The organism is Caballeronia jiangsuensis, assembly GCF_046030135.1.
GTDB lineage: Bacteria > Pseudomonadota > Gammaproteobacteria > Burkholderiales > Burkholderiaceae > Caballeronia > Caballeronia jiangsuensis.
This window is the reverse complement of the sequence record NZ_JAQQDB010000022.1, coordinates 97,726-122,458: the sequence shown is the minus strand read 5'-3', so window position 1 is coordinate 122,458 and position 24,733 is coordinate 97,726. Positions and strand designations below refer to the sequence as shown.

Here is a 24,733-nt window from a genome sequence, read left to right as displayed (position 1 = left end):
CAGCTCTCCCCAGCCTAAGCACTTCACACCGGCCGCGGCACAGACGATTGGCCTAATGGCCCGGCAGTAGCGAGTGCCCCCGCAAGCAGACAAAGGCTTGGACCGCGCACGGTCTGCCACCTCGCGCCGCTTGCGTTATTGGTTCAGCACCAAATGGCTCCGGCCCGCTTCGCGGCCGACGGGTCAATCGGGTTCGCGTACGCTTCTTCTCCGACGGTTTCCCTCGCATACCCTACGGCAGCGCGCAGCGCTGTGCCGAAGCTCTTTCGTGCTGAACCAGCGCGCTGAATCGTCTCGGGCGTCAGACCGTGCGCGAGCCAAGCCCGATTGGGCCTTTGGGGGCGACACTTAGGCGAGTGCCATTGGCGGCTGGCAAGCATGGCCAACGTGCGTGTAACCGCGGGCGTAAGCGAGCTGCTTTCTTTGGTTACTTTCTTTGCAGCAGCAAAGAAAGTGACCCCCGCCCCGGGGAGGGGCAGTGCCAATAGACCGACACGAACACAGGATTCCCCGAAAAACAATCGCCGCTAAGCAAACAGGGACTTCATTGCCCGAACGAAACGCTTTCTGTATCGTGGCCCGAAGAATGCTGAAAATTTCAGCAAAGCCAAGGAAAGCAAACCCGAAATGGACCCTAAAAGCGAAGCGATAAAAACCGACGTATTGATCATAGGCGCAGGCCCGGTAGGCCTATTCGCCGCCTTCGAGGCAGGCGTGATCGGTCTCACATGTCAGATCGTCGATACGCTCGGCCGCATCGGCGGGCAATGCATCGAGCTCTATCCCGACAAACCGATCTACGACATCCCCGCGATCCCTTCCTGCACCGCCCGCGAGCTCGTCGATCGCCTGCTGGAGCAGATTCGCCCCTTCGACGTCCCGATCCATCTCGACCAGCGCGTGCAGTCCGTCACGCAGCGCGAGGACGATCATCGCTGGACGGTGACGACCGAACGCGGCATGACGTTCGACTGCGCCGCGATCCTGATCGCCGCGGGCAACGGCGCGTTCGTGCCGCAGCGGCTGCAATTGCCCGAAGCCGCCGCGCTCGAAGGCAAGGACGTGCACTACAGCGTCTTGCGCGCAGCGGATTTCGCGGACAAGGCGGTCATCGTCGCGGGCGGCGGCGATTCGGCGCTCGACTGGGCGCTCGCGTTGAAAGGCATCGCGAAGAAACTCACGCTCGTGCATCGGCGTAACGGCTTTTCGGCGGCGGCGAACTCGGTCGCGACGATGAAGCGCGCAGTCGAAGCAGGCGAGATGGAGTTCGTCGTCGGCATGATCGAATCGCTCGATGCACCCGATAACACGCTGCGCGGTGTGCGCATCAAACAGGTGGAAGGCTCGACCGATATCGAAGTGGACAAGATCGTCGCGCTCTACGGTCTCGTGTCGGAACTCGGGCCGATCGCTACGTGGAATCTCGATGTGCGCGGCGGACGCATCGAAGTGGATACGTCGAACTATGAATCCTCGCGGCCGGGCATTTTCGCGGTCGGCGATATCGCCAACTATCCGAACAAGCAGAAGCTCATTCTGTCGGGCTTCCATGAAGCGTCGCTCGCGTTGCGCAAAGCCTATTCGTATGCGTATCCCGAGAAAAAGCGCGTGCACGTGCATTCGAGTTACGACGCAAAACTCGCCGAGCGCGTGAACGCCGCGCATGCCACCGACGACGCGTGATCGTGCGCATCGTCGCGTGGCTGTTGCTGGCGTCGCTCGCCGGCGCGGCGATGTTCGGCTACGCGATCTATTCAAAGCGCATCGTGTTGCCCGAGCGCTACGATCCCTTCGCACCGCTCGATGTGCGCGCGCCGCAAGGTCCGCTCACGCGCTTCAGGTTATTGCGCACGATGCACGACACGCAACTCTGCGACGCCGCGCTCGCGCGCTCCGGTCTCGTGTATCGCGAGATGGCCGATGCAACGGGGCAGGGCGGTTGTGCGCTCAAAGACGTGGTGCGCGTCACGCAGACTGAAGACCTGCGCTTCAGTTCGCCCTTTCTCGCGACGTGTCCGCTCGCGCTCGGCATCGCATATTTCGAACATCAGTATCTTCAGCCCGCCGCGCTCGATATCTACGGCGAGCGCGTCGCGCGCATCGAGCATGTCGGGAGCTATGCGTGCCGCAACGTGAATCATCAGCAGGACGCCGCGCTGAGCCAGCATGCGAGCGCGAACGCCATCGATCTCACGGGCTTCGTGCTGGATGACGGACGCCGCATCACGCTCGCGCGCTGGGACGATGCGGCCTCGCCCGACGGACAGTTTCTGCGCCGCGTTCACGAAGGCGCGTGCCACGCATTCGCGACCACGTTAGGTCCCGATTACAACGCGCTGCACGAGACGCACTTTCACGTCGACATGGGACCGTATCGCATCTGCCGCTGAATTACGCGTGACGATGCGCCGGATCGCGGCACGTCGCGTGATCGTGCGGCTGATCGTTCCATGCCGAACCGAGGATGATGCTGCAGAAATTCAGCCGCCGGTAGTTCGGGTCCTTCAACGCGAGCACATCGGCCTTGACGTTGCCGAAGGTCGATTCGGGCTTGCCGATCGTGCCTTTGGCGAATGCATCGATGATGCCTTCCTTGAAGTTCGTCTCGCGCGGATGCGCGGCGACCACGAGACGCCGCTGGTCCGCGCTGAACTCGTCGTAGGCGAGACCGAGCACATCCATTTCGACACCCGCCGTGACGAGCGCGACCACCGGCTTCTTGTACTGCGGAATGCCGGGCGTCGTATGCAGCGCGATCGCGTCCCACACCTGCTCGATCTCGTATTCGCCGATGCCATGCTGACGCAGGAAATCGCGCGCGGCGTTCGCGCCATCGACTTCGAAGCGATCATGCGCGCTGCTGTACGCTTCGGTCAGCCCCATGTCATGGAACATCGCGCCGATATAGAGCAGTTCGGAATCGTACTTCAGTTGCTTGCGTTCGCCCGCGAGCGCGCCGAACAGGAACACGCGACGCGAATGGTTGTAGAGCAGATCGGGCTCGGTATCGCGCACGAGTTGCGTGGCTTCGCGCGCCATCTGGCTGTCGGGAATCCTGATGCCTGCGATGATTTCGCTCATGAGTATGGCTCCGTGATAGGGGTCGATCGAAGACGCGAATGCCTGTGCGTTGCTAAAATCGCGCAGCGCGTCGGATGCCTTTAGTCTCGTCAAAACGCCTTCACGTCTCAATCGAAACGACGCGTCGAAGCCTGCCAGGCGCACGCCGTCTTCTGCCATGCGCGCTCATCACGGACCTTCCATTCGATGCGTACAGTTGCTATCGCAATCTTCCAGGGCGTGCAGGCGCTCGATGTGGCCGGTCCCGTCGATGTGTTCGCGGAAGCAAACGGCTTCATTGCGCCATCGTGCGCGTATGAGATCACGCTCGTCGGTCCGGAAGAGCGCATCGTGCGCGCATCGAACGGCACGCGGCTCGTCGCGGATCTGTCTTTCGACGAAGCGGATCGGCGTTACGGCACCGCGCTCGTCGCGGGCGGCCCGGCGCTTCCCGTCGATGATCCCGATCCCCGTCTGACCCACTGGCTCGCGGATGTCGCCTCGCACTGCGAGCGCTACGGCTCGATCTGCACGGGCGCGTTCGCGCTCGGACACGCGGGCCTGCTCGACGGCCGCGATGTGACCACGCACTGGCAGAACGCGCCGCGCCTCGCGGAGCGTTTTCCGCGCGCACGCGTCGAGCTGGATCGCATCTACATGCGCGACGGCAGGCTCGTCACGTCGGCGGGCGTGACGGCGGGCATCGATGTCGCGCTCGCGCTCGTCGCCGAAGATCACGGCGCGCAGGTCGCGCTCGCGGTCGCGAAGCGCCTCGTCGTGTTCGCGCAGCGTCGCGGCGGCCAGTCGCAATTCAGCCCGTATCTGAGCGCACCCGCCGACGAAACATCGCCGGTCGCGAAAGTGCAGGCCTATGTGATGGAGCATATCGGCGAGCGGCTGTCGGTCGCGCAACTGGCGAGCGTCGCCGGCATGAGCGAGCGCAACTTCGCGCGCGCCTTCGTGCAGCTCGCGCAGATGACGCCGCATGAGTTCGTCGAACGCGCGCGTGTCGACGCGGCCCGCAATGTGCTCGAGAGTAGCGACACGCCGCTGAAAACCGTCGCCTACGATTGCGGCTTCGGCACGGCGGATCGCATGCGGCTCGTGTTCACGCGGCGGCTCGGTGTGTCGCCGAACGACTATCGGCTGAGTTTTCGCACGCGCTTTACGAAGTGACTCGCGTGATCGCGCGCCGACGTGTTACGCCGAGTTCGTTAAAATTCGTGATGAACGCGGCACGTGCGGCACTGTGCGCGCGCCGCAGAATCCACCCTCGACATATCGGAACAGCGAATGACGAAACATGAGACCGCCATGCAAGATCCCTACGAACGACGCGCGTTGCTGCTGCACCTCGGCGACGTGCTTGAGTCGGTGTTTTGCCTGAGCCAATGCGCCGACGAATACGCGAGCATCGGCGAAGCGGTGAAGGGCAACGAGGCGCTTGCAGGCTTCACGCTGCTCGGCTTCATCGACCCGAAGATGGCGCCGCGCGATTTCATCCGCCGTGCATCGGGCGCGTTCTTCGTGTGGCCGAAAGCCCTCCTCGACGAAACGCTCAATCGCCCGCTGCTCGCCAACACCGTGAAGCACGATCTCTTCGCGGACAACGCGAAGGGTTGGGATGCATACGTGGAAGAGCGTCGCAAGGAAGTGCCGTGGTTCGGCGAGGCGTTGCCAGAGATTGCGGAGAGCGCGGAGCCTGCGCACGCGGCGAGCACTCCGGCTCCCGTTCCCGCTTCCGCACCCGCTCCTCAGAAGCAGAAGGGCAAGGCCAAGTCCGAGAAGCCATCGCGCTATTCGACATGGCCGTGGCCCGACAAGCCCGCCGACGCGTAACCTTATTGCTTCTTGCCCATGCCGCTTGCGCCCGCATCGAAGCCGATCCCGTTCGGCCGGTCGGGCGCGGCGCCTTTGCCCGATGACGTCTTGCCCGGACGTGTCTTGAGCGCATCGCTCGCGTTCGCGGCCGCAGTCGCAGGCGGCGTGACGTTTTTCTCCTGATACGCGGGCGTGCTGTCGTATTGGAGCTGTTTCGGTTTTTGCGGCGCTTGCTGAGCGCTCGCCACGACGGCCAGCGTGCCGCCGAGCAGAATCCCCGTCATGCGCCCGAGTGTGCCGATTTTGGGTCTCATCTGCTGCCTCCGTTTATCGCCTTGTACTTTCCCTTCTTCTAGCAAAGCGCGGACCCGCCGCTTGCGGCGTTCGACCGCACGATTGTCGTTGCTCAAGCCTTGTCGCCGCTGGCTGTGCGCGCGTGCTTGCGCGTTGAGCCCGGTCAATGGCGCGTGCGCGCCCGCCCGGGAGAATCCCCGTATTTAACGTGGGAAAGATAGAAATGAAGAAAGTCTTCGGGGCAATGGTGATGGCATGCGCGTCCTTGTTTGCGGGCAGGGCGCACGCGGCGGGCGATGCACCGTCGGGTGATTCGATGAGCGGCATTCACGCGGGCGACATTCTGGTGCGTCTGCGCGCGATCAGCATCCAGCCGGATGTGCATGCGGGCGGCGCACTCGGCACGCTCGGTGTCGATGTGAACAACGCGATCGTGCCCGAACTCGATTTCACCTACATGATCCGCGACGAGATCGGCGTCGAACTGATTCTCGCCACGTCGCGGCATCAGGTGACGTCGAATATCGGCGCGCTTGGCGGCGTGAACGTGCTGCCGCCGACGCTGCTCCTGCAATACCACTTCAATCACGCGGGCCGTGTGCGTCCGTATGTCGGCGCGGGGGTGAACTACACGGTTTTCTATAACGACAAGCTGAAGGCGGGCGACACGCCGGTGTCGATCAGACACAGCAGCTTCGGCCCGGCGCTGCAGGCCGGCGTCGATGTGCAGGTCGCGAAGAATCTCTTCGTCAACGCGGACCTGAAGAAGATCTGGATGCGCACGAGCGCGTCGGCGGACGGCGCCGATCTCGGCTCGCTCAAGATCGATCCGTGGGTCGTGGGTATCGGCGTCGGCATGAAGTTCTGACGCGCGTTTTCCCGGCGAGTGTGCGCCGCCCCGCGTTCCGTCTGGAAATTGGCGGAAGATACCGGTGCTTCTGGCGTGGACGGTTTCGCGGTCGCGGTATCCTTTGCAGCAGGCCCGGCGCAGACTCGCTCCGCTCGCGCATGCGCGAACGGTGCGTGAGCTGCAACGACTAATAAAACCGCATCGGGGAACTGCAAGCCAATGAGACCTTCCACTTACGCGGGAATCGCTCTGCTCGCGGCGTGTGGCGCCGCTGCCGCGCAACAGCCGCTCGCCCTGCCCGGACGCAGCCAGAGCGCGTGGCAGCAATCGGTCGATAACGCCGCCTGCTACGGTTATGCCAATCAGACGACCAAGGTGAACGTCGCGCGCGAGCCACAGACGCCGCCACGCGACGCCCAGCGCGAAACGCGCGTGCTGACGCCGCCGCGTCCGCTCGAACCGCCTTTGCCGGCGGGCGCGTCGGGCGCGCTCGCGGCTTCCGCTGCCGCGCCGGCATCGGGCGCTTCGGCGGCGATCGCGGCATCGAGCTTGCCGCCGGGGAGAGTCTCGGGTGCTTCCGGGCTGCCCGGCGCGTCCGGTCCGATGCCCGGCATGCCTGCGGTGCCCGCATCGATGGCGGCTGGCGCGTCCGGCGCATCGGATGCGATCTACGGCGGCGACATGAAGATGCCGCCGCTGCCGCCGCCCGAACCGCCGATGACGCGCTACTGGCGCGCGTACAGCGAGTGCATGCAGAATCGCGGCTACTTCACGCGATGAACCGTCACAGCGCCGCATGAATGCCCAGCCGATCCACGAAGGCGGATGCGCATGCGGCGCGGTGCGCGTGCGTGTGCTGGGCGAACCGAACGAAGTGAATCTGTGCCACTGCATGACGTGCCGGCGCATTCACGGCGCGCCGTTCGGCGTCTATGCGATCTTTCCGCGCGACGCGTTTCAGGTCACGGGCGACACGGTGGCATGGGAAAGTTCGACGACAGGCAAACGCCATCACTGCCCGTCGTGCGGCTCGCCGGTCTATCTGGCGTTCGATGGCGTCGATGAAATCGAGGTGCCGACTGGCATCTTCGACGAGACCGGTCTTTATCCGCCGCAGTACGAAATCTGGTGCAAGAGCGCCGAGCCCTGGCACGACGCGCAGGGACGGCCGCGCTTTGCACGCGGCGCGCCCTGATCAAACCATCAGCACTCGACGATCGCCTTCACGACGCCCGCCTTCGGATCGAGCAGCGACGCGAATTGCTCGGGCACATCGCTCAACGTCAGGCGATGCGTGTTGAGCGCATCGGTCGGCACTTCGCCCTTGCGCATCGCCGCGAGCACGGTCTCGAAGTCTTCGGGCGTCGCGTTGCGGCTCGCGAGCAGCGTCGCCTCGCGCTTGTGGAACTCGGGATCGGCGAACGAGATGCGATCCGGCACGATCGATACCAGCACGTACTTCCCGCCGTGCGCGATGAACTCGAAGCCGCGTTCCATCGCGCGCGAATTGCCGGTCGCGTCGAAGACCACATCGAAGAATTCACCGTTCGTGAGTGCCGACAACGCCTGCTTGTCGTGCTCGCCGATCTGCACGGTGGCGTCCACTTTCAGTTCGCGCTTGCAGAACGCGAGGCGATCTTCGCGCGTGTCGAGCGCGGTCACGTTCGCGCCGCGCAGACGCGCGAACGTGATGGCCGCCATGCCGATCGGACCCGTGCCGACGACCAGCACGCGCTGACCCGGCTTCACGTCCGCGCGGCGCACGGCGTGCGCGCCGATCGCGAGGAATTCGATCATCGCGGCCTGATCGAGCGTGACGCCCTCGGCCTTGTGGACGAATTGCGCGGGCAGATTCAGATACTCGGTGAACGCGCCGTCGCGATGCACGCCGAGCACCTGGATGTTCACGCAGCAGTTGGTCTTGCCCTGAAGGCACGCGATGCACTCGCCGCACGACAGATAGGGCATCACGTAGACGGTATCGCCCGCTTTCAGGCCGCTCGCCGGGTCCGCTTCCTCGATCACGCCGGACAACTCGTGGCCCATCACTCGCGGATACGAGAGATAGGGCTGATTGCCGGTGAAGATGTGCAGGTCGGTGCCGCACACGCCGACGCGCTTCACGCGCAACAGCACTTCGTTCTCGCCGCGCCGCGGCTTCTCGCGCTGTTCGGCTTTCAGGGTTCCGGGCGTTTCGCAGATGACGGTCAGCATGCTTTTGTCTCGTGGTGTCTTTGGAGTGGGGCGTCCGACAATCTAACGATGCCCGGCGATTTGGTCAAGCCAATTTCGATATCTAAAAAGTGGTAAGGCCAGAATCGCGGCCAGCGGCGCGTGCGGTTTCGCCTTATATTTCCACCAGAGCGAACCCCGCAAAACACGCAAAAAGGACGGCACGTGCAGCAGCTTCATGAATTCGTCGAGCGGCATCCGCGGCTTTTCGTGCTGTCGGGAGCGGGCATCAGTACCGAGTCGGGCATTCCCTGTTATCGCGACCGCGAAGGGCAGCGCACGGGCCGTGCGCCGATATTGCTGAAAGACTTTCTCGGCTCGGATTACGCGCGCCGCCGCTACTGGGCGCGCAGTCTCATCGGCTGGCCGGTCGTGCAGAACGCGCAGCCGAACGCCGCGCATCATGCGCTACGGGCGCTCGATGCGCGCTCGCGGGTGCATCGGCTCGTCACGCAGAATGTCGATGGGCTGCACATTCGTGCGGGCAATCCCGATGTGATCGAGTTGCACGGCAATATCGGGCGGGTGCGCTGCATCGAATGCGGCGAGCGGCATACGCGCGCGGCGGTGCAGCGCATGCTCGAAGCGGCGAATCCGGATTTCGTCGGCCACACGGCGCCTGCGGTGCCGGACGGCGACGCGCATATCGAGGATCTCGACTTCGCATCGTTCGATGTACCCGGCTGCACGCGCTGCGGCGGCGTGCTCAAGCCCGACGTGGTGTTCTTCGGCGAAAGCGTGCCGCGCGTGCTCGTCGACGACGCGGCGCGCTCGCTCGAAGCCGCCGACGCGATGCTCGTCGTCGGTTCGTCGCTGATGGTGTACTCGGGCTATCGCTTTTGCGAGTGGGCCGCGAATAGCGGCAAGCCGATCGCCGCGATCAACATCGGCAAGACGCGCGCCGATGCGCTCCTCGCGCTGAAAGTCGAAGCGCCGTGCTCGGAGGCGCTCGAACGATTGATCGAGCGCCTCGATGCGCGGCCGGTGGCGGGCTAGCGGTTACTTCGATTCGCGCGAAAGCGCTTCGATGCCTTCGAGCAGGCGCTCGGCGTCCGACATGCGCGAGAACAGGGCGGGCGTCACGCGCACGACTTCGCCCGAGTCGGGACCGGGGCGCGTCACCGTGAACACGCCGAAGCGCTCGCGCAGCGCGGCGACGATCGCATCGCAGCCTGCTTTCGTCGCGCGTCCGTGCAGCCGGAAGGCAGTGATGCCGGCAGTCATCGACGGATCATCCGGCGTCATGATCTGCACGCCGGGCAGCGTGCGCGCGGGTTTCGCCCAGGCATCGCGCAAGGCACGCAAGCGCGCTTCCTTCGCCTTCGAGCCGATCGCCCGATGCACATCCAGCGCCGCGGGCAGCGTGAACCACGCGGCAAAGTTCGGCGAGCCGGTGTGCACGCGCGCGCGGATATCGTCGGCGGGCCAGGTGCGGTCACCGAAATACGGATCGATAGATGCGACGTGTCCCTTACGGATATAGATCGCACCGCAGCCGAGCGGCGCGCCGATCCACTTGTGCAGATTCAGCGCGGCGAACGGTGCGTTCAGGTCGGGCACGTCGAAATCGAGCTGGCCCCACGAATGCGCCGCATCGACGATCACGTCCGCGCCCGCTTCCTTCGCCATCGCCGATATGTCCGCGACCGGCAACACGAGACCCGTCGCGAAGCACACATGCGAGAGCAGCACGAGCCGCGTGCGCGGATGCGCGCTCAAGGCTTTCGCGTAGGTTTCGAGAACGGCTTCGCGCGTGGCCGGCTCGGGCATCGTGATGCGCACGGGCGTGACGCCGCGCCGCTCGCGCAGCCATTCCATCGCGTCCTTGCCGCAGGGGTAGTCGAGATCGCTGTAGAGCACGGTGTCGCCGGGCGCCAGACGGTTGTAGCCGCTGATGAGCGCGAGCAGCGCTTCGGTCGCATTGCGCGTCAGCTCGATCTCCTCGACCGCACAGCCCATCTCCTTCGCGACGCGCTCGCGCAAGCCCTGATACAGCGTCATCAGATGCGGACGGATCAGCAATGTCGTCTCGTGGTTCACGCGCTCGGTCCAGTGATGGAACATCGCCTTGACCGGCTCGGTCATCGCACCCCAGAAGCCGTTCTCCAGATTGATCAGCGCATCCGACTGGCGCCACAGTCCGCGCACCGCGTCCCAGTAATTTTCGTCGGTGGCGAGGCCGGCTGCCGGCGTGGATGGGAGCGCAGCGAGCGCGGCTTCGAATTCGGGTGTGCGGTAGTCGAGGATGTCGGGCATCGTTCTGAATGTTCCGTGAAGAAAAGGCAATATTTACTCAAGATGACGTGATGCATCGTAACGGAATTACCGGTTTAACTTGGACAAAGTGCAGACTATTTGCATCTTTTGCCCTTCAGAGCAATTTTGGCGGGCCGTAATCAGCAAGAAGAGCGTTGAGATCACGCCGTATGTCCCCTTGAACGGACCCTGAGAGAACCCAAAACATGAACCTCAAGAACATCACGATCAAAAATAAGTTGGTCGCTGGATTCGGTATTCTGGCTGTACTGGTCGTGCTTGTGGCGGGCATGTCACTGCGCGCGCTGTCCGTCGCGACGGACGGCTTCGCGCACTATGTGAACGGTATCAACGCGCGAGCCGACGTGGCCAGTCAGATTCGCACGGCTGTCGACCGCCGCGCGATCGCCGCGCGCAATCTCGTGCTCGTCACGAAGCAGTCCGACCTCGATCTCGAGAAAGCCGATGTCCTGCGCGCGCACGACGACGTGCAGGCGCGTCTGAAGCAACTCAACGACATGATCGCCGCCGCGACCGATACCAGCGAAAAGGCGAAGAGCCTCGTCGCCGAAATGGGACGTGTGGAGGGCTTATACGGGCCGGTCGCGACAAATATCGTCGGACTCGCGCTCGCGGGCAAGCGTGACGAGGCGATCCAGAAGATGGACGACGAATGCCGCCCGCTGCTCGCGCAACTGGTGAAGGCCACCGACGATTACGCGACCTACACCGCCTCGCGCCGCGAGGAAATCGTGCGCGCAGACGCAGCCAGCTACGAGATGCAGCGCAACGTGCTGATCGCGCTGTGCACGGCGGCGGCGCTCTTCGCGGTCGCTGCGGGCATGGCGATCACGCGCTCGATCACGACACCGATCGGCGAGGCGGTCGGCATCGCGCAGACGGTGGCGCGCGGCGATCTGACGAGCCATATCGTCGCCGAAACGAAGGACGAAACCGGCGACCTGCTGCGTGCGCTCGCGACGATGAACGCGCGTCTCACCGAAACCGTGGGCCGCGTGCGCGAAAGCAGCGGCTTGGTCGGCGGCGCGGCGAAGGAGCTCGCCACCGGCAACACCGATCTGAGCCAGCGCACCGAAGAACAGGCCGCGTCCTTGCAGGAAACGGCGGCGAGCATGGAAGAGCTCACGTCCACCGTGCGTCAGAACGCCGAGAACGCGCAGCAGGCGAGTTCGCTCGCGTCGAATGCATCGGATATCGCGAAGAAGGGCAGCGATGTCGTCGGCCGCGTGGTCGAGACGATGAACGGCATCAGCGACAGCTCGGGCAAGATCGCGGAGATCACGGGGATCATCGAAGGCATCGCGTTCCAGACCAATATTCTCGCGCTCAACGCGGCCGTTGAAGCGGCGCGGGCGGGTGAGCAGGGCCGCGGCTTCGCGGTCGTCGCGAGCGAAGTGCGCAGCCTGGCGCAGCGCTCGTCGACGGCGGCCAAGGAGATCAAGGAACTGATCACGGATTCCACCGCCAAGGTGCGCGACGGTTCCATGCTGGCAGGCGAAGCGGGCACGACGATGGCCGAAGTGACGCAGGCCGTCGCGCGCGTGACGGATATCATGCAGGAGATCGCGGCGGCGTCGGCGGAGCAGGGACGCGGCATCGAACAGGTGAATCAGGCCATCACGCAGATGGACGAAGTCACGCAGCAGAACGCGGCGCTCGTTGAGGAAGCGGCGGCGGCTGCGTCGTCGCTGGAAGAGCAGGGACGCAGGCTCAACGAGGCGGTGGCGTTCTTCACGGTAGAAGCGCAGGCGTCGACGTTCACGCGGGCCGCGCCGAGCGTCGCGCGTGCGCCGGTTGCGAAGAAGCCCGCGCCTCGCGTGGCCCCGGTTGCAGCCGCCAAGCCCGTGAGCGCCGACGGCTGGAGCGCCTTCTGACGCCGGCTCAGGCGTTCACATCGACGATCACGCGCCCCTTTACTTCGCCGCGCAGCAAGCGCGCGGCGACATCGGGCGCGTCGGCCAGAGGAATGGCGGTCGCGACGCTTTCGATGGTCGCGACCGGCACTTCATCGGCGATCGCTTTCCATGCCGCGATGCGCCGCTCGCGCGGCACATAGACGCTGTCTACGCCCAGCAGAGCGACGCCGCGCAGGATGAACGGCGCAACCGACGCGGGCAGATCCATGCCTTGCGCGAGCCCGCACGCGGCGACCGCGCCGCCGTAGCGCAAGCTCGCGCAGACATTCGCGAGCGTATGACTGCCGACGCAATCGACGGCTGCCGCCCAGCGTTCCTTCTGCAGCGGCTTGCCGGGCTCCGAAAGCGTCGCGCGTTCGACGATATCCGCCGCGCCGAGCTCGCGCAGCCGCTCGGCTTCCTCGGGACGGCCCGTCGACGCGATCACGCGAAAGCCGCGCTTCGCCAGAATCGCGATGGCAAAGCTGCCGACGCCGCCGTTCGCGCCGGTCACGAGCACGTCGCCGTCTTTCGGGCCGACGCCGTGCTTTTCCAGTGCCTGCGCGCACAACATCGCGGTATAGCCGGCGGTGCCGATGGCCATCGCCTGGCGCGTCGTGATATTCGCGGGCAGCGCGATCAGATGATCGCCCGGCACACGCGCTTTCTGCGCGAGCCCGCCCCAGTGCGTTTCGCCCGCGCCCCAGCCGTTCATCACGACCCTGTCGCCGGGTTGGTAGTCCGGATGCGAGCTCGTTTCGACGACACCCGCGAAGTCGATGCCCGGCACCATCGGCCAGGTGCGCACGACCGGCACTCGGCCGGTGATCGCAAGGCCATCTTTGTAGTTGAGCGTGGAGAACTCGACGCGCACGAGCACGTCGCCGCCATCGACGGACGAAGCCAGGCGCGATTCGTCGATCGACTGAATGGACGCGACCGTGCGGTCGTCCTGTTTGTCGAGCATGAGGGCTTTGAACATCGGCGGTTTCCGGTTGAGGTCAAGCGAAAGAGGCGGCGCGCGGCCGCCTCTGGCCAAGCTTAATGATGCTCGAATTCCGCGCGCGGCTTCGGCGTCGGCTTCACCTTGTTGTACTGGAACTCGGGCAGCGCCTTGATCGCGTCCTTGGTTGCGCCCGCGAGCACGAACTGGCCGTTTTTCACGTCGAGCTGCTCGATGGGAATCGCGACATCGTGGCGCGCCACGCCGAGGAACTTGTTCGCCGCGATGATCGCGAACGAAACGGATTTATCCGGCGCGACGATGATGTCATTGATCACGCCGACGCGTTGCCCCTGATCGTTCACGACGGGCTTGTTGAGGATGGATTTTTTGACGCTCCAGCCATCGATGATGGCCGTCGATACCTCGACCGATACGCCGAGCGGTTGAGCGCCCGCGACCTGGGCAAACGATGCCGTGGAAGTCAGGCCGAGTGCCGACGATGCAACGAGCAGTGCCACGAGTTTCGATTTCATTGGTTCGATTCCTCAAAGGATTGGGCAAACCGGTTCAATGGAAATGCGCGATTCAAGCTTCCAGCGCGGTAGAAGTTTGAACGTTAATCGTGGTTTCTGCAGGAACGGTGCCGGGTTGCGCCGCGCGCACTGCATTAGTGCGAACGTGCGGCGCATGGCGTTAGCGGATTCAGTGCGTCAGACGCGTGAGCGCGTCGGCTTTGTGCACGGCGCGTTTGCCGCTCTTGTCGCTTTCGACTTCGAAGTGCGGATCGTCGCGCGACGCGTTGACGGTATGACCGTCGAGCGTCGTGCGTTCGGTGACGATGCGCACGATATGCCCGGTCGTCTCGCCTTGCGGCGTGTTCCAGCGGACGTGATCGTGCAGCTTGAAGGATCGGCTCATGGCGCGCGCCTCCTGAAGAATGTGGACGTTTCAGGAGACGCAACCGCCATGCCCGTCATTGAAGACGCGACAGCGTGGCTTCGTCGGCGCGGCCTTCGAAATAGCGGCGCAGTGCTTCGTTGAAGACGTCGGAATCGTCGGCCGTGCGCGCGAAAAGGGTCATCGACGAATGAAATTTCATGTCGTCCGGATAGCCGAAGATGTCGCCGACGCTGCGCCCCTGCACGCCGTTGACGATGCGCGTCAGTTCGACGAGCCGCGCGCCCAGCACGGGGTGCGCGAGATACGCGCGGGCTTCGTCGCGCGATGAGATCGCGTAGTGCTGCGCCATCGCGCTGTGCCCGAGGCCGGCGATCTGCGGGAACACGAACCACATCCAGTGCGTGCGCTTGCGGCCGGCGGAAAGCTCGGCGCGCACGTCGTCGATGACGCTTTCCTGTGCGTCGACGAAACGCTGAAGATCGTAGGGATCGCTCATGGTTTCCTCCTTACGCGACCGCGTCGGCGATGCGTTGTCTCATCGCCGCGTCGGGATAGATGCCGATGCCCGCGCGCGCGTTGTCGATCATGTATTCGCGCCGTCCCGTGCCGGGAATCACGCAGGTCACGGCGGCGTTGCCCAGCACGAATTTGAGCAGAAGCTGTGCCCACGACGCGCAGCCGAGTTCCTGTGCGAAGGCGGGCAGGGGCCGGTTGCGCAGGCTCGCGAGCAGCGACCCGCCGCCGAACGGCTGATTCACGATCACCGCGACGCCGCGATCGGCGGCGAGCGGCAGGAGGCGCGCTTCGGCGTCGCGGTCGTTGGCGGCGTAGTTGATCTGAACGAAATCGATGCGCTCCGAACGCAGCACCGCTTCGACCTGCGGGAACGCGCCGGACGTGTAGTGCGTGACGCCGATATAGCGGATCTTGCCGGCGGCTTTCCAGTCGCGCAGCGTGGCGAGATGCGTGCGCCAGTCGAGCAGGTTGTGAATCTGCATGAGGTCGATGCGATCGGTCTGCCACAGTCGCATCGACTGCTCCATCTGCGCGATGCCGGCCTCGCGTCCGTCGGTCCAGACCTTGGTAGCGATGAACGCCTTGTCGCGCGTGTGCGATTGCGCGAGCAGCGCGCCCGCGACGGCTTCGGAGGAACCGTACATCGGCGATGAATCGATCACCGAGCCGCCTGCCGCGAAAAGCACGCGCAGGACTTCGGCGAGTTCGCGGCGGCGGGCTGCGTCATCGCCGACGTCGAAGGTGCGCCAGGTGCCGCAGCCGACGATGGGCAAAGGCTCGCCGGTCGAGGGAATGGGACGTTTGTGCATGAGTTGGGCGGGCGGTTCGGCGGCTTGGGCTGCCTGGGTTGCGCGGGCGACGAGCGCGGCGGCGGTGAAGTGGAGAAAGTCGCGGCGGGTGGTCATGGGAGGCGCGCGCGGGTCGCGCGATTCGGCGGGTGAAAGGGCATTGTCGCGAGTTTCTGGCCGACGGTGGTCCGTTCGATTTTTTCGCTTCTGGAAACGCACGATGACGCAACTTCGTTTCCATCCTGGGGCCGCTGCGCCTACCTTGGAGTTACGCATTTTTGCGGTTTGACCGCTACGAAGAATTAGCATAACCGGCCGTCACCGGCGACCTCAGCTCACAACATCATGACCCATCCCAACGACCTGCAACACATGGAGCCGCTGGAACTGATCCGCGCGCTTCGGCTGGCTGGCCGCGCCAGAGAGGCGCAAGCCCTCGCGGAGAAGTTGTCGGCGTCTGACGATCCTGGCTGCCATATCGGCCAGCTCGGTATCGACCTGAGCTTCGCCGGGCTGCACGCCGAAGCCGAAAAGCACCTGGAACGCGCTTTGGCCGACGAGTCGCTGTCTCAGCGCGATCGCTACATCATGAGCGAAGAGCTCGCGATCGTGCAATTCATCCTCGGCAAGTTTCACCTGGCGAACGAGCGACACCGCATGATTCGCGGGCGGGCGTACGCGGAAGCCTTCCATAGCCTCATTCTGGGAGATCATCCCGTGTGGCAGGCCACACCGCCGGAGAAGCTCCTCGGCATGGACGAACCCGTCGCGGGCAAGCGGATATTCATCTGCCTGGAAGGCGGTTTCGGGGACTTCGTGCAGTTCTCGCGCTACATCGATCTGCTGCTTCGGGAAGGCGCGCGTGCGGTCGCTGTGGAGCAGTGTCCGGGATGGGAAGAGATTTTCTGGCAAAGCAATGTCGTGACGCTGTCGATGGCGACGGCGGAACAGCGCACGGCCGAACTCGAACGCTGCGATCGCTTTACCTTCGGCTTCAGTCTCTACGCGCGATATCAGCGCTCGCCGTATTTTCCGGCGGAGAATCCGGGGGCGCGCATCGCCATCGATCCGGCCACGGTGTTGTCCGACGAGGCAAGCGCGCTGCTGAGCGCCGACACGAAGCGCCCGAAAATCGGCCTGATATGGAAAAGCGCGAGCGGCGTGCGTCAGGAGCCGTATCGATCGATTCCGCTCAGCCGCCTCGAATCGGTGATGTCAAACCGCGCCTGCCGTTTCTATTCGCTGCAGGTAGGTGAGATCAGCGACGAAGAACGCGCCGTCATGCATCGCCACGATGTGACCGACATGGCGCCGCTTCTCTCGACCTTCGGCGACACCGCCCGCGTGCTCGAAAAGCTCGATCTGCTCATCACCATCGATACGGGCTCGGGGCATCTCGCCGGTGCGCTGAATCGCCTGGTGTGGGTGCTGCTGTCCCAGACATGCGATGCGCGCTGGCTCGACTGTCAGCGCTTCACGCCGTGGTATCCGTCGATGCGTCTTTATCGACAGACCGAACTCGGCAACTGGACCGGGCCGCTCGCCGACATGCAAGTCGACCTCAGTGCTTTCTCAACGCAGGCGTCCGCCGAAAACCCCTGAATCGCTCGCGCCGATGTTCCTCGTCGAAGTGCGCGCGCGCGGGCTTGACGAGATCGCTGCGCGACACGATGCCGACGAGCCTTAGCGACTGCTTGTCCGCGACCACCGGCAGGCGCTCCAGTTCGTGCACGGCAAGGCGCGTCGCGGCAAGCCGGCACGGTTCTCCCGGCAGCGCGAAGACCGGCGCAGCGGGCTGAAGCCGCTGCAATGCCTCACCGATGCTCATACCCGCCTGCGCTTCGTTCAACGTTCCGAGCGCCCCTCGATCCAGCATCCCGACGAGCACGCCGTCACGCACGACCGGATACGCGCGATGCACCTGATGCGGCCCGAAGTGCTTCGCGAGCACATCGCTCAAAGGCGCGGCGGCGTCGATCGTCAGCACGTCGCGCGTCATGACTTCATCGACGTGATGACGCTCCAGCGGATCCACGCCGTATTCGCGATAGATGTGATAGCCGCGCCGCGCGATCTTCTCGGTCATGATCGAGCGCTTCATCACGACCGTCGCGAAGCCGTGCGCGACGAGCGTCGCGGCGAGCAGCGGCAGGAGCGCGTTCGCATCGTGCGTGAGGCCGAACGCGAAGACGATCGCGGTGAGCGGCGCGCCCAGCGTCGCGCCGAGCGTCGCGGCCATGCACACGAGCGGCCAGAGCGCGGCGTCGTGGCCGGGGAGGATCGCGCCGAGCGCGGTGCCCAGGCCCGCGCCGAGCATCAGGAGCGGCGCGAGCACGCCGCCCGATGTGCCCGAGGCAAGCGCGACGACCCAGATGATCGCCTTCACGGCGAGAATCGACAGCGCCACCTTGATCGCGATGTGCTGATGCAGCAGGTCGCCGATTACGTCATAGCCGACGCCGAGCGCGCGCGGCTCGATATATCCGCCGATGCCGACGAACACCGCGCCGATCGCGGGCCACCACATCCAGTGGATCGGCAGCTTGCCGAACACGTCCTCGAGCTTGTAGAGCGCCGCCGACAGCCCCGACGCCAGCGCGCCCGACAGCAAGCCGGCGACGAGGCACGAGAGCAGCGAAATCATCTGCGGCGGCTGCGTTTCGAGCGGAAAGAGCGCGCCCGTGCCGAACACCGACGCGCGCGCGAAGCCCGCGACGGCGCACGCGAGCGCGACCGGCAGGAAGCTGCGCGGCCGCCATTCGAAGAGCAGCAGTTCGACCGCGAGCAGCACCGCCGCGACCGGCGTGCCGAACACGGCGGTCATGCCCGCCGCCGCGCCCGCGACGAGCAGCGTCTTGCGCTCGGCGGCCGTCACGTCGATGCATTGCGCGATCAGCGAGCCGAGCGCGCCGCCCGTCATGATGATCGGGCCTTCCGCGCCGAACGGCCCGCCGCTGCCGATCACGATGCCCGACGACAGCGGCTTCAGAATCGCCACTTTCGGCGACATGCGGCTCTTGCCGAAGAGAATCGCCTCGATGGCTTCGGGAATGCCGTGGCCGCGAATTTTCTCCGAGCCGAAGCGCGCCATCATCCCGACGATCAATCCGCCGATCACCGGAATCACGATCACCCAGGGTCCGAGCGTGTTGAGCGCGGGAGAACGGTCCTCGATCGAGAACGTGCCGAAGAAGAACAGGTTCGTGAAGAGATGGATGAGCCCGAGAAGCACGACGGCCGCGAGCGTGGCGACACCGCCGATGATCGCGGCGAGCCCGCAGATCCTGAGCAGCCGGTCGTTGACCGAAAAGTCGCGCTTGTGATGGTCCATGATCAGTGCTCCAGGAAATTCAGAGATCGATGCTCGGCACGCGGAACGCGCCTTCGAGCGACTTCAGCTCCGCGCGATGCAGCGCGGCAAGCCGTTCGAGCACGTCTTCGCCGCGCGCTTCGAGATGCACCCGGACCTGGCGGCGATCCTCGTCGCTCGGGGCGCGGCGCACGAGCCCGGCCGCCTCGCAGCGCGTGACGAGCGCCACGACGCCGTGATGATGCGATTGCAGCCGCTCCGCGAGTTCGCCGACCGTCGCCCAGTCGCGGCCCGGATACCCCTTGATGTGCAGAAGCAGCAGATACTGCAGCGGCGTGATGCCTTCGCTCTGCGCGGCTTGCTCGGAGAAGCGTTCGAAGCGGCGCATCTGATAGCGGAATTCGGATAACTGTTCGAAGTCCGGCTTGTCGAGCGTGCGAGGGGTTTTCATCGGATTCCAGTCAGCGCGAGGGGGTTCAGGCGCTCTTGCGCTCGCCCACGAAAGATTGCCGATAGAGCCCGGAGATCAGGTCGGTTTCCGTGATCATTCCGGCAAGCTCATCGTGCGTGCCGACCACCGGAATGTGGTGGTGCCCGAAGTGCGCGAACATCGGCACCAGTGCGGCGATCGCAGTGCCGGTCTTCACAGTGCGCACGTCCGTCGTCATCAGCGCGGCGACGAGCGGCGGCGTCGTCGACGGGCCGCGCATGAGCCGCTCGATCGCGCGCTTCATGCCCTCGACGATGCCGCCGCGGCGCACCGGCGCCAGGTCCGCGCGCGTGACGATGCCGCACACGCGGCGCGTCGCGTCGATCACCGGCAGCGCCTTCACCTGATGCCGGTCGATGAGCGCGAGCGCCGCCTGCGCGCTCGTATCGGGCGTCACCGACACGATCGCGCGCGACATGATGTCCGCGCACGTGAATTCCGTGAAACGGCGCGCGTAGGCCTGCAACTGCGTCTCGCGCAGGAGCGCTTCGAGATCGTCCGGATCGACGTCGAGCATTTCGCTGCGCCGCGACAGCACGGCTTCGAGATCGGCGCGCGTGAACGAGGCGGCGTCGGGCGGCGCGTTCGCGGGTTTCGGCGCGGCGTGGCCGTGCGGATAGCGATGGCCCGTCAACGCATGAAACACGATCGCCGACGAAAGCAGCGCCGCCGACTGGATCGCCACCGGCGCGAACACGAAGCCGAAGCCGAGCGCATGAATCGACGGTCCGCCGAGCACGGCCGTGAGCGCGACCGCGCCCGAAGGCGGATGCACGCAGCGCAGCGCGAACATCGCGCAGATCGCGAGACAGACGGCGAGCGCGGCGGCGTCGACGGGATCGTGGATGAGCATCGCGCAGGCGACGCCGACCGTCGCCGACACGAGGTTCCCGCCGATGATCGACCACGGCTGCGCGAGCGGACTCGCGGGAACGGCGAAGAGCAGCACGGCGGAGGCGCCCATCGGCGCGATGAGAAACGGAATGGCCGCTGCGTCGCCGACCAGGAGATGCGCGAGGCCGCCCGTCAGCGCGATGCCGATCAGCGCGCCCAGACCGCCGCGCAGCCGCTCGGTCCAGCGCAGCGTGACAGGAGCGGGGAGAAAGCCTTGCAGCCAGCGAAGCAATACGTTACGCGACACTTTTCAGCGTTCCGGAAGAGTCAGTGGAGGGTCACACTGGCCGGCCGGATCGGTGGCGCGAAAGCAAGCGTGCGACGATCCGAAAATTATATCCCAACATGATACAAATTGTCGCATGTCGCGATTCGTCGCGGCGAAACGGCGTGCGCGTCCTCCTGTACGATAAGTTTTCTCCCTGCGGCGCGGGCTCTCACATGTTTCGTCGCTTCATTCCCGATCTGGCGTGCGTCATCGTCGGCATGTGCGTGTGGTCGTGCGCCCTTGCCGCGACGGACGACGATCCTTCCACCGTCGTCAGCGACGTTCACGAGTTCGTCGTCGCCGCCGATGGCTCGCTGACCGAAGACGACGACGCCGTGCTGCGCGCGAACACGTCGGCGGGCGTCGACGAGATCGCGCAGCGCTATGTCTGGTACGACAAGAGCGTGTCGAAGGTGGATATCGTCGAGGCCTATTCGGTCGATGCGAACGGTGCGCGCCACGACGTCTCGCCCGATCAGATCCGCGACATTCAGGAGCCGCGCTCGGCGGGCGCGCCGACGTTTCAGGACGCGAAACTGCGCGCGGTGATCTTTCCGGCGGTGGGCATCGGCTCGACGGTGCATCTGCGTTCTCGCAAGAGCCAGGCGGCGGCGGTGATTCCGGGGCAGTTCAACTATTACGTCGATCCGGGGCCGAGGCCCGTGTTGCAACAGCGGCTCGTCTTCGATCTGCCGGCGGACAAGCCGCTTTATGCCGACGCGCGCGGTTACGTCGCCGAGCCGCCCGTCACGGAAAACGGGCGCACGCGTTATGCGTTCGTCTACCGGCGCGACCGTATCGCGCGCATCGAAAGCGGCTCGGTGGGCTATGCGCAGTACGGCGATCGCCTGATGGTCACGACCTTTCCCGATTACGCGAGCTTCGCGAAGAGCTATCGCGAAGCGGCCGCCGACACGGGCGCGAGCGCTCCCGCCATCCGCGCGCTCGCGCAATCGCTCACGAGCAACGACGCCGACGACCGCGCCAAAGCCAAAACGCTCTACGACTGGGTGCGCCACTCGATCCGCTATGTCGCGATGTTCATCGGTCAGAGTCCCGCCGTGCCGCATCGCGTGACCGATGTGCTCGCGAACCGCTACGGCGATTGCAAGGACCACGTCGCGCTCTACGGCGCGCTGCTCGATGCCATCGGTATTCGCAACGAGCCCGCGCTGATCGGTCTGGGCTCGGTCTATACGCTGCCGTCGGTGCCGGGATACGGGTCGGGCGCAATCAATCACATCGTCACGTGGCTGCCCGATCTGAACCTGTATGCGGACAGCACGGCGTCGAGCGTCGAGTTCGGTTTTTTGCCGCTCGCCGACATGGATCGCCCCGCACTGCTCGTGAACACCGGCGCGCTCGCCCGCACGCCCGCGACCCAGCCGCTCGCGCGCACGGCGCGTCTGCAGATCGAGGTCGCGCCGCAAGGCGAGGCGAGCTTCGCCTACTGGGTGGAGGATGCGGGATGGAGCGCGGAAATCGAGCGCATGAACCTGCGGCTCGCGAATGCGCAGCGGCGCGACCAGATCGCGGCGGACCGGCTGCGCTTCACGAACCTGCGCGGCGCGGGCGCGCTGACGACGAGCGATGTCGATGCAAGCGGCGGCCCGTTCGCGACGACGCTGCGCGGCACGCTCGACGATGTCGTCTGGCCGACCGGCACGACGGCGCTGCCCGCGCTTTCGAGCCTGTCGGGCGGCATCGCGACGGCGACGCGCAACTGGCTCGCCGAGCGCACGCGCACGCAGCCGTATCTGTGCATCGGCGGAACGTTCGACGAGGTCTCGCAGATCTCGCTGCCGAAGACGATGCGCGTGGCCGAGGTGCCCGCCGATCAGGATCTGACGAGCGATTTCTTTCGCTACCGCTCGCGCTATCTCTTCGATCCGTCGACCAATGTCGTGCAGATTTCGCGCACGCTGGAAGCGCGCTTCGGCAGGCAGGTCTGCACGCCCGACGATTTCCGCGCGGCGCTGCCCGCGCTCAAGACGATCGAGCGGGATGCGCAGGCGCAGATCATCGTGAAGGCCGCTGGCCGATGAAGCTCACTCCATGTCCCGCGCGACGCGAAAGCCGTTCTGCGACTGGCGCACGCTCGAACTGTATTTGAAGCGCGTCGCCGACTGCATGTAGGACGCGCCTTCGCGCCACGAGCCGCCGCGAATCACGCGCACCGAACACGAAGGATCGTCCCACGCGCGGCCATCGACGGGCGCGCTCTTGTACGAGCTATGCCAGCAGTCGGCGACCCATTCCCAGACGCTGCCGTTCATGTCGTACAGGCCATAGGGATTGGCCGCGAACGATCCGACGGGCGTCGGCGCGTCGGGCTTGTACGGATCGCCGCAATCCTTGCAGTCGGCCGTGCCTTTCTTCATCTGATCGCCCCACCAGTAGGTGGATTGCGTGCCGCCGCGCGCCGCGTATTCCCACTCCGCTTCCGTCGGCAGACGATATGCCTTGCCGCCCACCTTGCTCAGCCATTTGACGTAGACCTGCGCGTCGTCCCAACTCACGTTGCGCATCGGCGCATTGCCGGGCGGCGTGGCCGTTTCGCCTTCCGCCGCGACGCGCGTGCACGCGCCCGCATCGACGCAGGCGTTCCATTGCTCGACGGTGACTTCGTATTTGCCGATGGCGAACGCGCGCCCGATCGATACCCGATGCGGCGGCTTCTCGGCGGGATCGTCGTTGTTGCTGCCCATCGTGAAGCTGCCTGATGAGAGCGGAATCAGGACAGGGCACGTCGGGCAATCCTTGATCTCGCCGCCGCTTGCCGTTTTCGCCGCGGGCTTGGTGGTGATGGCGGCGGGCGGCGCCGTCACCGCGGCGGCAGCGGGCGCGGCAGGCACGCTCGGGCGCGGCTTTTCCGGCGCGGTAGTGGTTGCGGCGGCCGGTGCGGACGGCGGCGGCTTGGGCGCCGGTGCGGCAGGCGTCGCGGTCGCAGCCGGTGGCGCGGCCGGCGCCGATGCCGCCGCTTTCGCATTGCCCGCCGCGTGCAGACGATCGATGCGCGCCTTCGCGAGCGCGGCGAAACGGCCATTCGGATACGCCTTCAGATACGCCTCGTAATCGCTCGGATAGGTGCTGTCCTTGATCGATTCCCAGAACGTCAGTTCGTACTGCTCGTTGCTGTCCTTCGGAAGGATGCCGCGCGTGCGCACGGCGTTGGCGGAATCGGCAGGATGGATGGCGTTCGCGTCCGCGATGCGCATGTTCGTAGATGCATCGGCGATCGCAAAGCCTGCATCGAGCGTCGATGCGATCCAAGGCCGCTGCGCGCCACGCGATGTCCGCGCGACATCGGAGGCCGCAGCCGCGAAAGTCGATGGCGTCACCGATGCATCGGCGCCCAACGCACGCAGAAGCGCCGCGGTATAGCGCCCGTTGCGTTCGCTCTCGGCGGCGTCGTTTCCAGGCGCGGCCGCATACGCGACGAGCGTGCGCGGCGGCAGCGTCCACGTCCGCGCGTTCGTTTTTTCGAAGAGATCGGTGAGGCACATGTCGAGCACGACGATGTTCGCCGCGTCCGGCCGCGCACGCGTCATGCGTTCGACGATGTCTTTCGCGGAGAGCGTGTCGCGCACGAGCGTCGCGGGCCGCTGCTCGCGAGCGTCGAGCGGCACGAGCAACGCATCGCCGCCCGCCTGCAATCCGTGGCCCGCGAAATAGACGAGCGCCGTGTCGTTCGGGCCGAGCCTCGTGGCGAATGCATCGAGAGCCTGCCGCATCGCGGCTTCATCGAGATTCGTGCGCTGCGTCACGTCGAAGCCGAGTGCGTCGAGTGCCGCGGTCATGTCATCGGCATCGCGCGATGCGCTCGCGAGCGGGTGATCGACATAGTCTGCATTGCCGATCACGAGCGCGAGATGTCTGGGCGCATGTGCGGTCGTCGCGATCGAAGGAGAAGACAGCGCTGCGACCGAAGCCGCATTCGCTTGCGCGTGCGGCAGGCCGATCATCAGCAACACGCCCGCGATAAGAAGAGTTCGCCACATATTCACACCCTGTCCGTCCGGCTTTGAGTGGAGGGCATCGCGTTGCATTCGCGCTCGATGCCGAGGCTTTGGGGCGAGGTCCGCGCCCTCTGTTTGTCCAGCACCAACAACGATAGCACGCGCTCACGCAGCGCTTAATCCCCTGAAGGGAGGTATCCGTGATGAGGGCCGGCTCGCACGCCTCTGCACGT

At 65.4% G+C, this 24,733-nt stretch carries 24 protein-coding genes; 11 read left to right on the top strand and 13 right to left on the bottom strand.

Annotated elements, in window-relative coordinates; translation table 11 throughout:
* Window positions 1-627: 627 nt before the first annotated feature.
* Both PQR08_RS22995 and PQR08_RS22990 read left to right on the top strand, forming a co-directional pair.
* Window positions 628-1,683, top strand: a complete 1,056-nt coding sequence (locus tag PQR08_RS22995; RefSeq protein WP_250484718.1) for an NAD(P)/FAD-dependent oxidoreductase — start codon at window positions 628-630, stop codon at window positions 1,681-1,683.
* Window positions 1,680-2,390: an extensin-like domain-containing protein gene (locus tag PQR08_RS22990; protein WP_250484717.1), complete on the top strand. Its 711-nt coding sequence runs from the start codon at window positions 1,680-1,682 to the stop codon at window positions 2,388-2,390. The genes PQR08_RS22995 and PQR08_RS22990 overlap by 4 nt, the downstream gene beginning before the upstream one ends.
* 1 nt (window position 2,391) lies before the next feature.
* Here PQR08_RS22990 and PQR08_RS22985 read toward each other — a convergent pair whose 3' ends face one another.
* A complete protein-coding gene (locus tag PQR08_RS22985; RefSeq protein ID WP_250484716.1) occupies window positions 2,392-3,081 on the bottom strand; it encodes an HD domain-containing protein in 690 nt (229 codons plus the stop codon).
* A gap of 186 nt (window positions 3,082-3,267) precedes the next feature.
* Here PQR08_RS22985 and PQR08_RS22980 point away from each other — a divergent pair, with 186 nt between their 5' ends.
* The gene (locus PQR08_RS22980) at window positions 3,268-4,236 is read left to right on the top strand and encodes a GlxA family transcriptional regulator (protein WP_250484715.1); all 969 of its coding nucleotides are present in this window, start codon (window positions 3,268-3,270) and stop codon (window positions 4,234-4,236) included.
* Between the two features lie 138 nt (window positions 4,237-4,374).
* Window positions 4,375-4,899: a hypothetical protein gene (locus PQR08_RS22975; RefSeq protein WP_250484714.1), complete on the top strand. Its 525-nt coding sequence runs from the start codon at window positions 4,375-4,377 to the stop codon at window positions 4,897-4,899.
* 2 nt (window positions 4,900-4,901) lie between these two features.
* Here the strand turns inward: PQR08_RS22975 and PQR08_RS22970 are convergent, their stop codons facing one another.
* The gene (locus PQR08_RS22970) at window positions 4,902-5,195 is read right to left on the bottom strand and encodes a hypothetical protein (RefSeq protein ID WP_250484713.1); all 294 of its coding nucleotides are present in this window, start codon (window positions 5,193-5,195) and stop codon (window positions 4,902-4,904) included.
* A gap of 230 nt (window positions 5,196-5,425) precedes the next feature.
* On the opposite strand from PQR08_RS22970, the gene PQR08_RS22965 reads away from it, so the two are divergent.
* From PQR08_RS22965 to PQR08_RS22955, 3 genes are all read left to right on the top strand, one after another.
* Entirely contained in the window at window positions 5,426-6,043 is a 618-nt protein-coding gene (locus PQR08_RS22965) for an OmpW/AlkL family protein (protein WP_250484722.1), read from the top strand.
* Between the two features lie 201 nt (window positions 6,044-6,244).
* Entirely contained in the window at window positions 6,245-6,805 is a 561-nt protein-coding gene (locus tag PQR08_RS22960) for a hypothetical protein (protein ID WP_035503603.1), read from the top strand.
* Between the two features lie 16 nt (window positions 6,806-6,821).
* On the top strand, window positions 6,822-7,220 hold the full coding sequence (locus PQR08_RS22955) for a GFA family protein (RefSeq protein WP_250484712.1): 399 nt from the start codon (window positions 6,822-6,824) through the stop codon (window positions 7,218-7,220).
* Between the two features lie 8 nt (window positions 7,221-7,228).
* Here PQR08_RS22955 and PQR08_RS22950 read toward each other — a convergent pair whose 3' ends face one another.
* Window positions 7,229-8,239, bottom strand: coding sequence for a zinc-binding alcohol dehydrogenase family protein (locus tag PQR08_RS22950; protein ID WP_250484711.1), 1,011 nt, complete (start codon window positions 8,237-8,239; stop codon window positions 7,229-7,231).
* Between the two features lie 120 nt (window positions 8,240-8,359).
* Between PQR08_RS22950 and PQR08_RS22945 the strand changes: the two genes are divergently transcribed.
* On the top strand, window positions 8,360-9,253 hold the full coding sequence (locus PQR08_RS22945) for an NAD-dependent protein deacetylase (protein WP_408162368.1): 894 nt from the start codon (window positions 8,360-8,362) through the stop codon (window positions 9,251-9,253).
* A gap of 3 nt (window positions 9,254-9,256) precedes the next feature.
* On the opposite strand, the gene PQR08_RS22940 is transcribed toward PQR08_RS22945, so the two are convergent.
* The gene (locus PQR08_RS22940; protein WP_250484709.1) at window positions 9,257-10,513 is read right to left on the bottom strand and encodes an aminotransferase class V-fold PLP-dependent enzyme; all 1,257 of its coding nucleotides are present in this window, start codon (window positions 10,511-10,513) and stop codon (window positions 9,257-9,259) included.
* Window positions 10,514-10,719: 206 nt separating this feature from the next.
* On the opposite strand from PQR08_RS22940, the gene PQR08_RS22935 reads away from it, so the two are divergent.
* Window positions 10,720-12,408 carry a methyl-accepting chemotaxis protein gene (locus PQR08_RS22935; RefSeq protein ID WP_408162366.1) on the top strand — a complete coding sequence of 563 codons (1,689 nt, stop codon included), beginning with the start codon at window positions 10,720-10,722 and terminating at the stop codon, window positions 12,406-12,408.
* A gap of 7 nt (window positions 12,409-12,415) precedes the next feature.
* Here the strand turns inward: PQR08_RS22935 and acuI are convergent, their stop codons facing one another.
* The 5 genes from acuI to PQR08_RS22910 form a co-directional block, all read right to left on the bottom strand.
* Complete coding sequence (gene acuI, locus PQR08_RS22930) at window positions 12,416-13,411, bottom strand: acrylyl-CoA reductase (NADPH) (protein WP_250484706.1); 996 nt, start codon at window positions 13,409-13,411, stop codon at window positions 12,416-12,418.
* 59 nt (window positions 13,412-13,470) lie between these two features.
* Window positions 13,471-13,908, bottom strand: coding sequence for a PRC-barrel domain containing protein (locus PQR08_RS22925; protein ID WP_035503589.1), 438 nt, complete (start codon window positions 13,906-13,908; stop codon window positions 13,471-13,473).
* A gap of 169 nt (window positions 13,909-14,077) precedes the next feature.
* Window positions 14,078-14,293 carry a hypervirulence associated TUDOR domain-containing protein gene (locus tag PQR08_RS22920; protein ID WP_035503587.1) on the bottom strand — a complete coding sequence of 72 codons (216 nt, stop codon included), beginning with the start codon at window positions 14,291-14,293 and terminating at the stop codon, window positions 14,078-14,080.
* A 55-nt stretch (window positions 14,294-14,348) separates the two neighbouring features.
* Complete coding sequence (locus PQR08_RS22915; RefSeq protein WP_250484705.1) at window positions 14,349-14,771, bottom strand: DUF1810 domain-containing protein; 423 nt, start codon at window positions 14,769-14,771, stop codon at window positions 14,349-14,351.
* Window positions 14,772-14,781: 10 nt separating this feature from the next.
* On the bottom strand, window positions 14,782-15,696 hold the full coding sequence (locus PQR08_RS22910; protein WP_250484704.1) for an aldo/keto reductase: 915 nt from the start codon (window positions 15,694-15,696) through the stop codon (window positions 14,782-14,784).
* Window positions 15,697-15,924: 228 nt separating this feature from the next.
* Here PQR08_RS22910 and PQR08_RS22905 point away from each other — a divergent pair, with 228 nt between their 5' ends.
* Window positions 15,925-17,181, top strand: a complete 1,257-nt coding sequence (locus PQR08_RS22905) for a glycosyltransferase family protein (RefSeq protein WP_250484702.1) — start codon at window positions 15,925-15,927, stop codon at window positions 17,179-17,181.
* Here PQR08_RS22905 and PQR08_RS22900 read toward each other — a convergent pair.
* The 3 genes from PQR08_RS22900 to PQR08_RS22890 are packed head-to-tail and all read right to left on the bottom strand — an operon-like array spanning window position 17,141 to window position 20,520.
* Window positions 17,141-18,910, bottom strand: a complete 1,770-nt coding sequence (locus PQR08_RS22900) for a chloride channel protein (protein ID WP_408162362.1) — start codon at window positions 18,908-18,910, stop codon at window positions 17,141-17,143. The genes PQR08_RS22905 and PQR08_RS22900 overlap by 41 nt on opposite strands.
* Window positions 18,911-18,929: 19 nt before the next feature.
* The gene (locus PQR08_RS22895; RefSeq protein ID WP_035503580.1) at window positions 18,930-19,340 is read right to left on the bottom strand and encodes a MarR family winged helix-turn-helix transcriptional regulator; all 411 of its coding nucleotides are present in this window, start codon (window positions 19,338-19,340) and stop codon (window positions 18,930-18,932) included.
* A 25-nt stretch (window positions 19,341-19,365) separates the two neighbouring features.
* Window positions 19,366-20,520 (bottom strand): HPP family protein, encoded by a 1,155-nt coding sequence (locus PQR08_RS22890; protein ID WP_250484701.1) that lies wholly within the window; start codon window positions 20,518-20,520, stop codon window positions 19,366-19,368.
* Between the two features lie 194 nt (window positions 20,521-20,714).
* Here PQR08_RS22890 and PQR08_RS22885 point away from each other — a divergent pair, with 194 nt between their 5' ends.
* The gene (locus PQR08_RS22885; RefSeq protein ID WP_250484700.1) at window positions 20,715-22,586 is read left to right on the top strand and encodes a DUF3857 domain-containing transglutaminase family protein; all 1,872 of its coding nucleotides are present in this window, start codon (window positions 20,715-20,717) and stop codon (window positions 22,584-22,586) included.
* A gap of 3 nt (window positions 22,587-22,589) precedes the next feature.
* On the opposite strand, the gene PQR08_RS22880 is transcribed toward PQR08_RS22885, so the two are convergent.
* Window positions 22,590-24,542 (bottom strand): SUMF1/EgtB/PvdO family nonheme iron enzyme, encoded by a 1,953-nt coding sequence (locus PQR08_RS22880; protein ID WP_250484699.1) that lies wholly within the window; start codon window positions 24,540-24,542, stop codon window positions 22,590-22,592.
* Window positions 24,543-24,733: the final 191 nt, after the last annotated feature.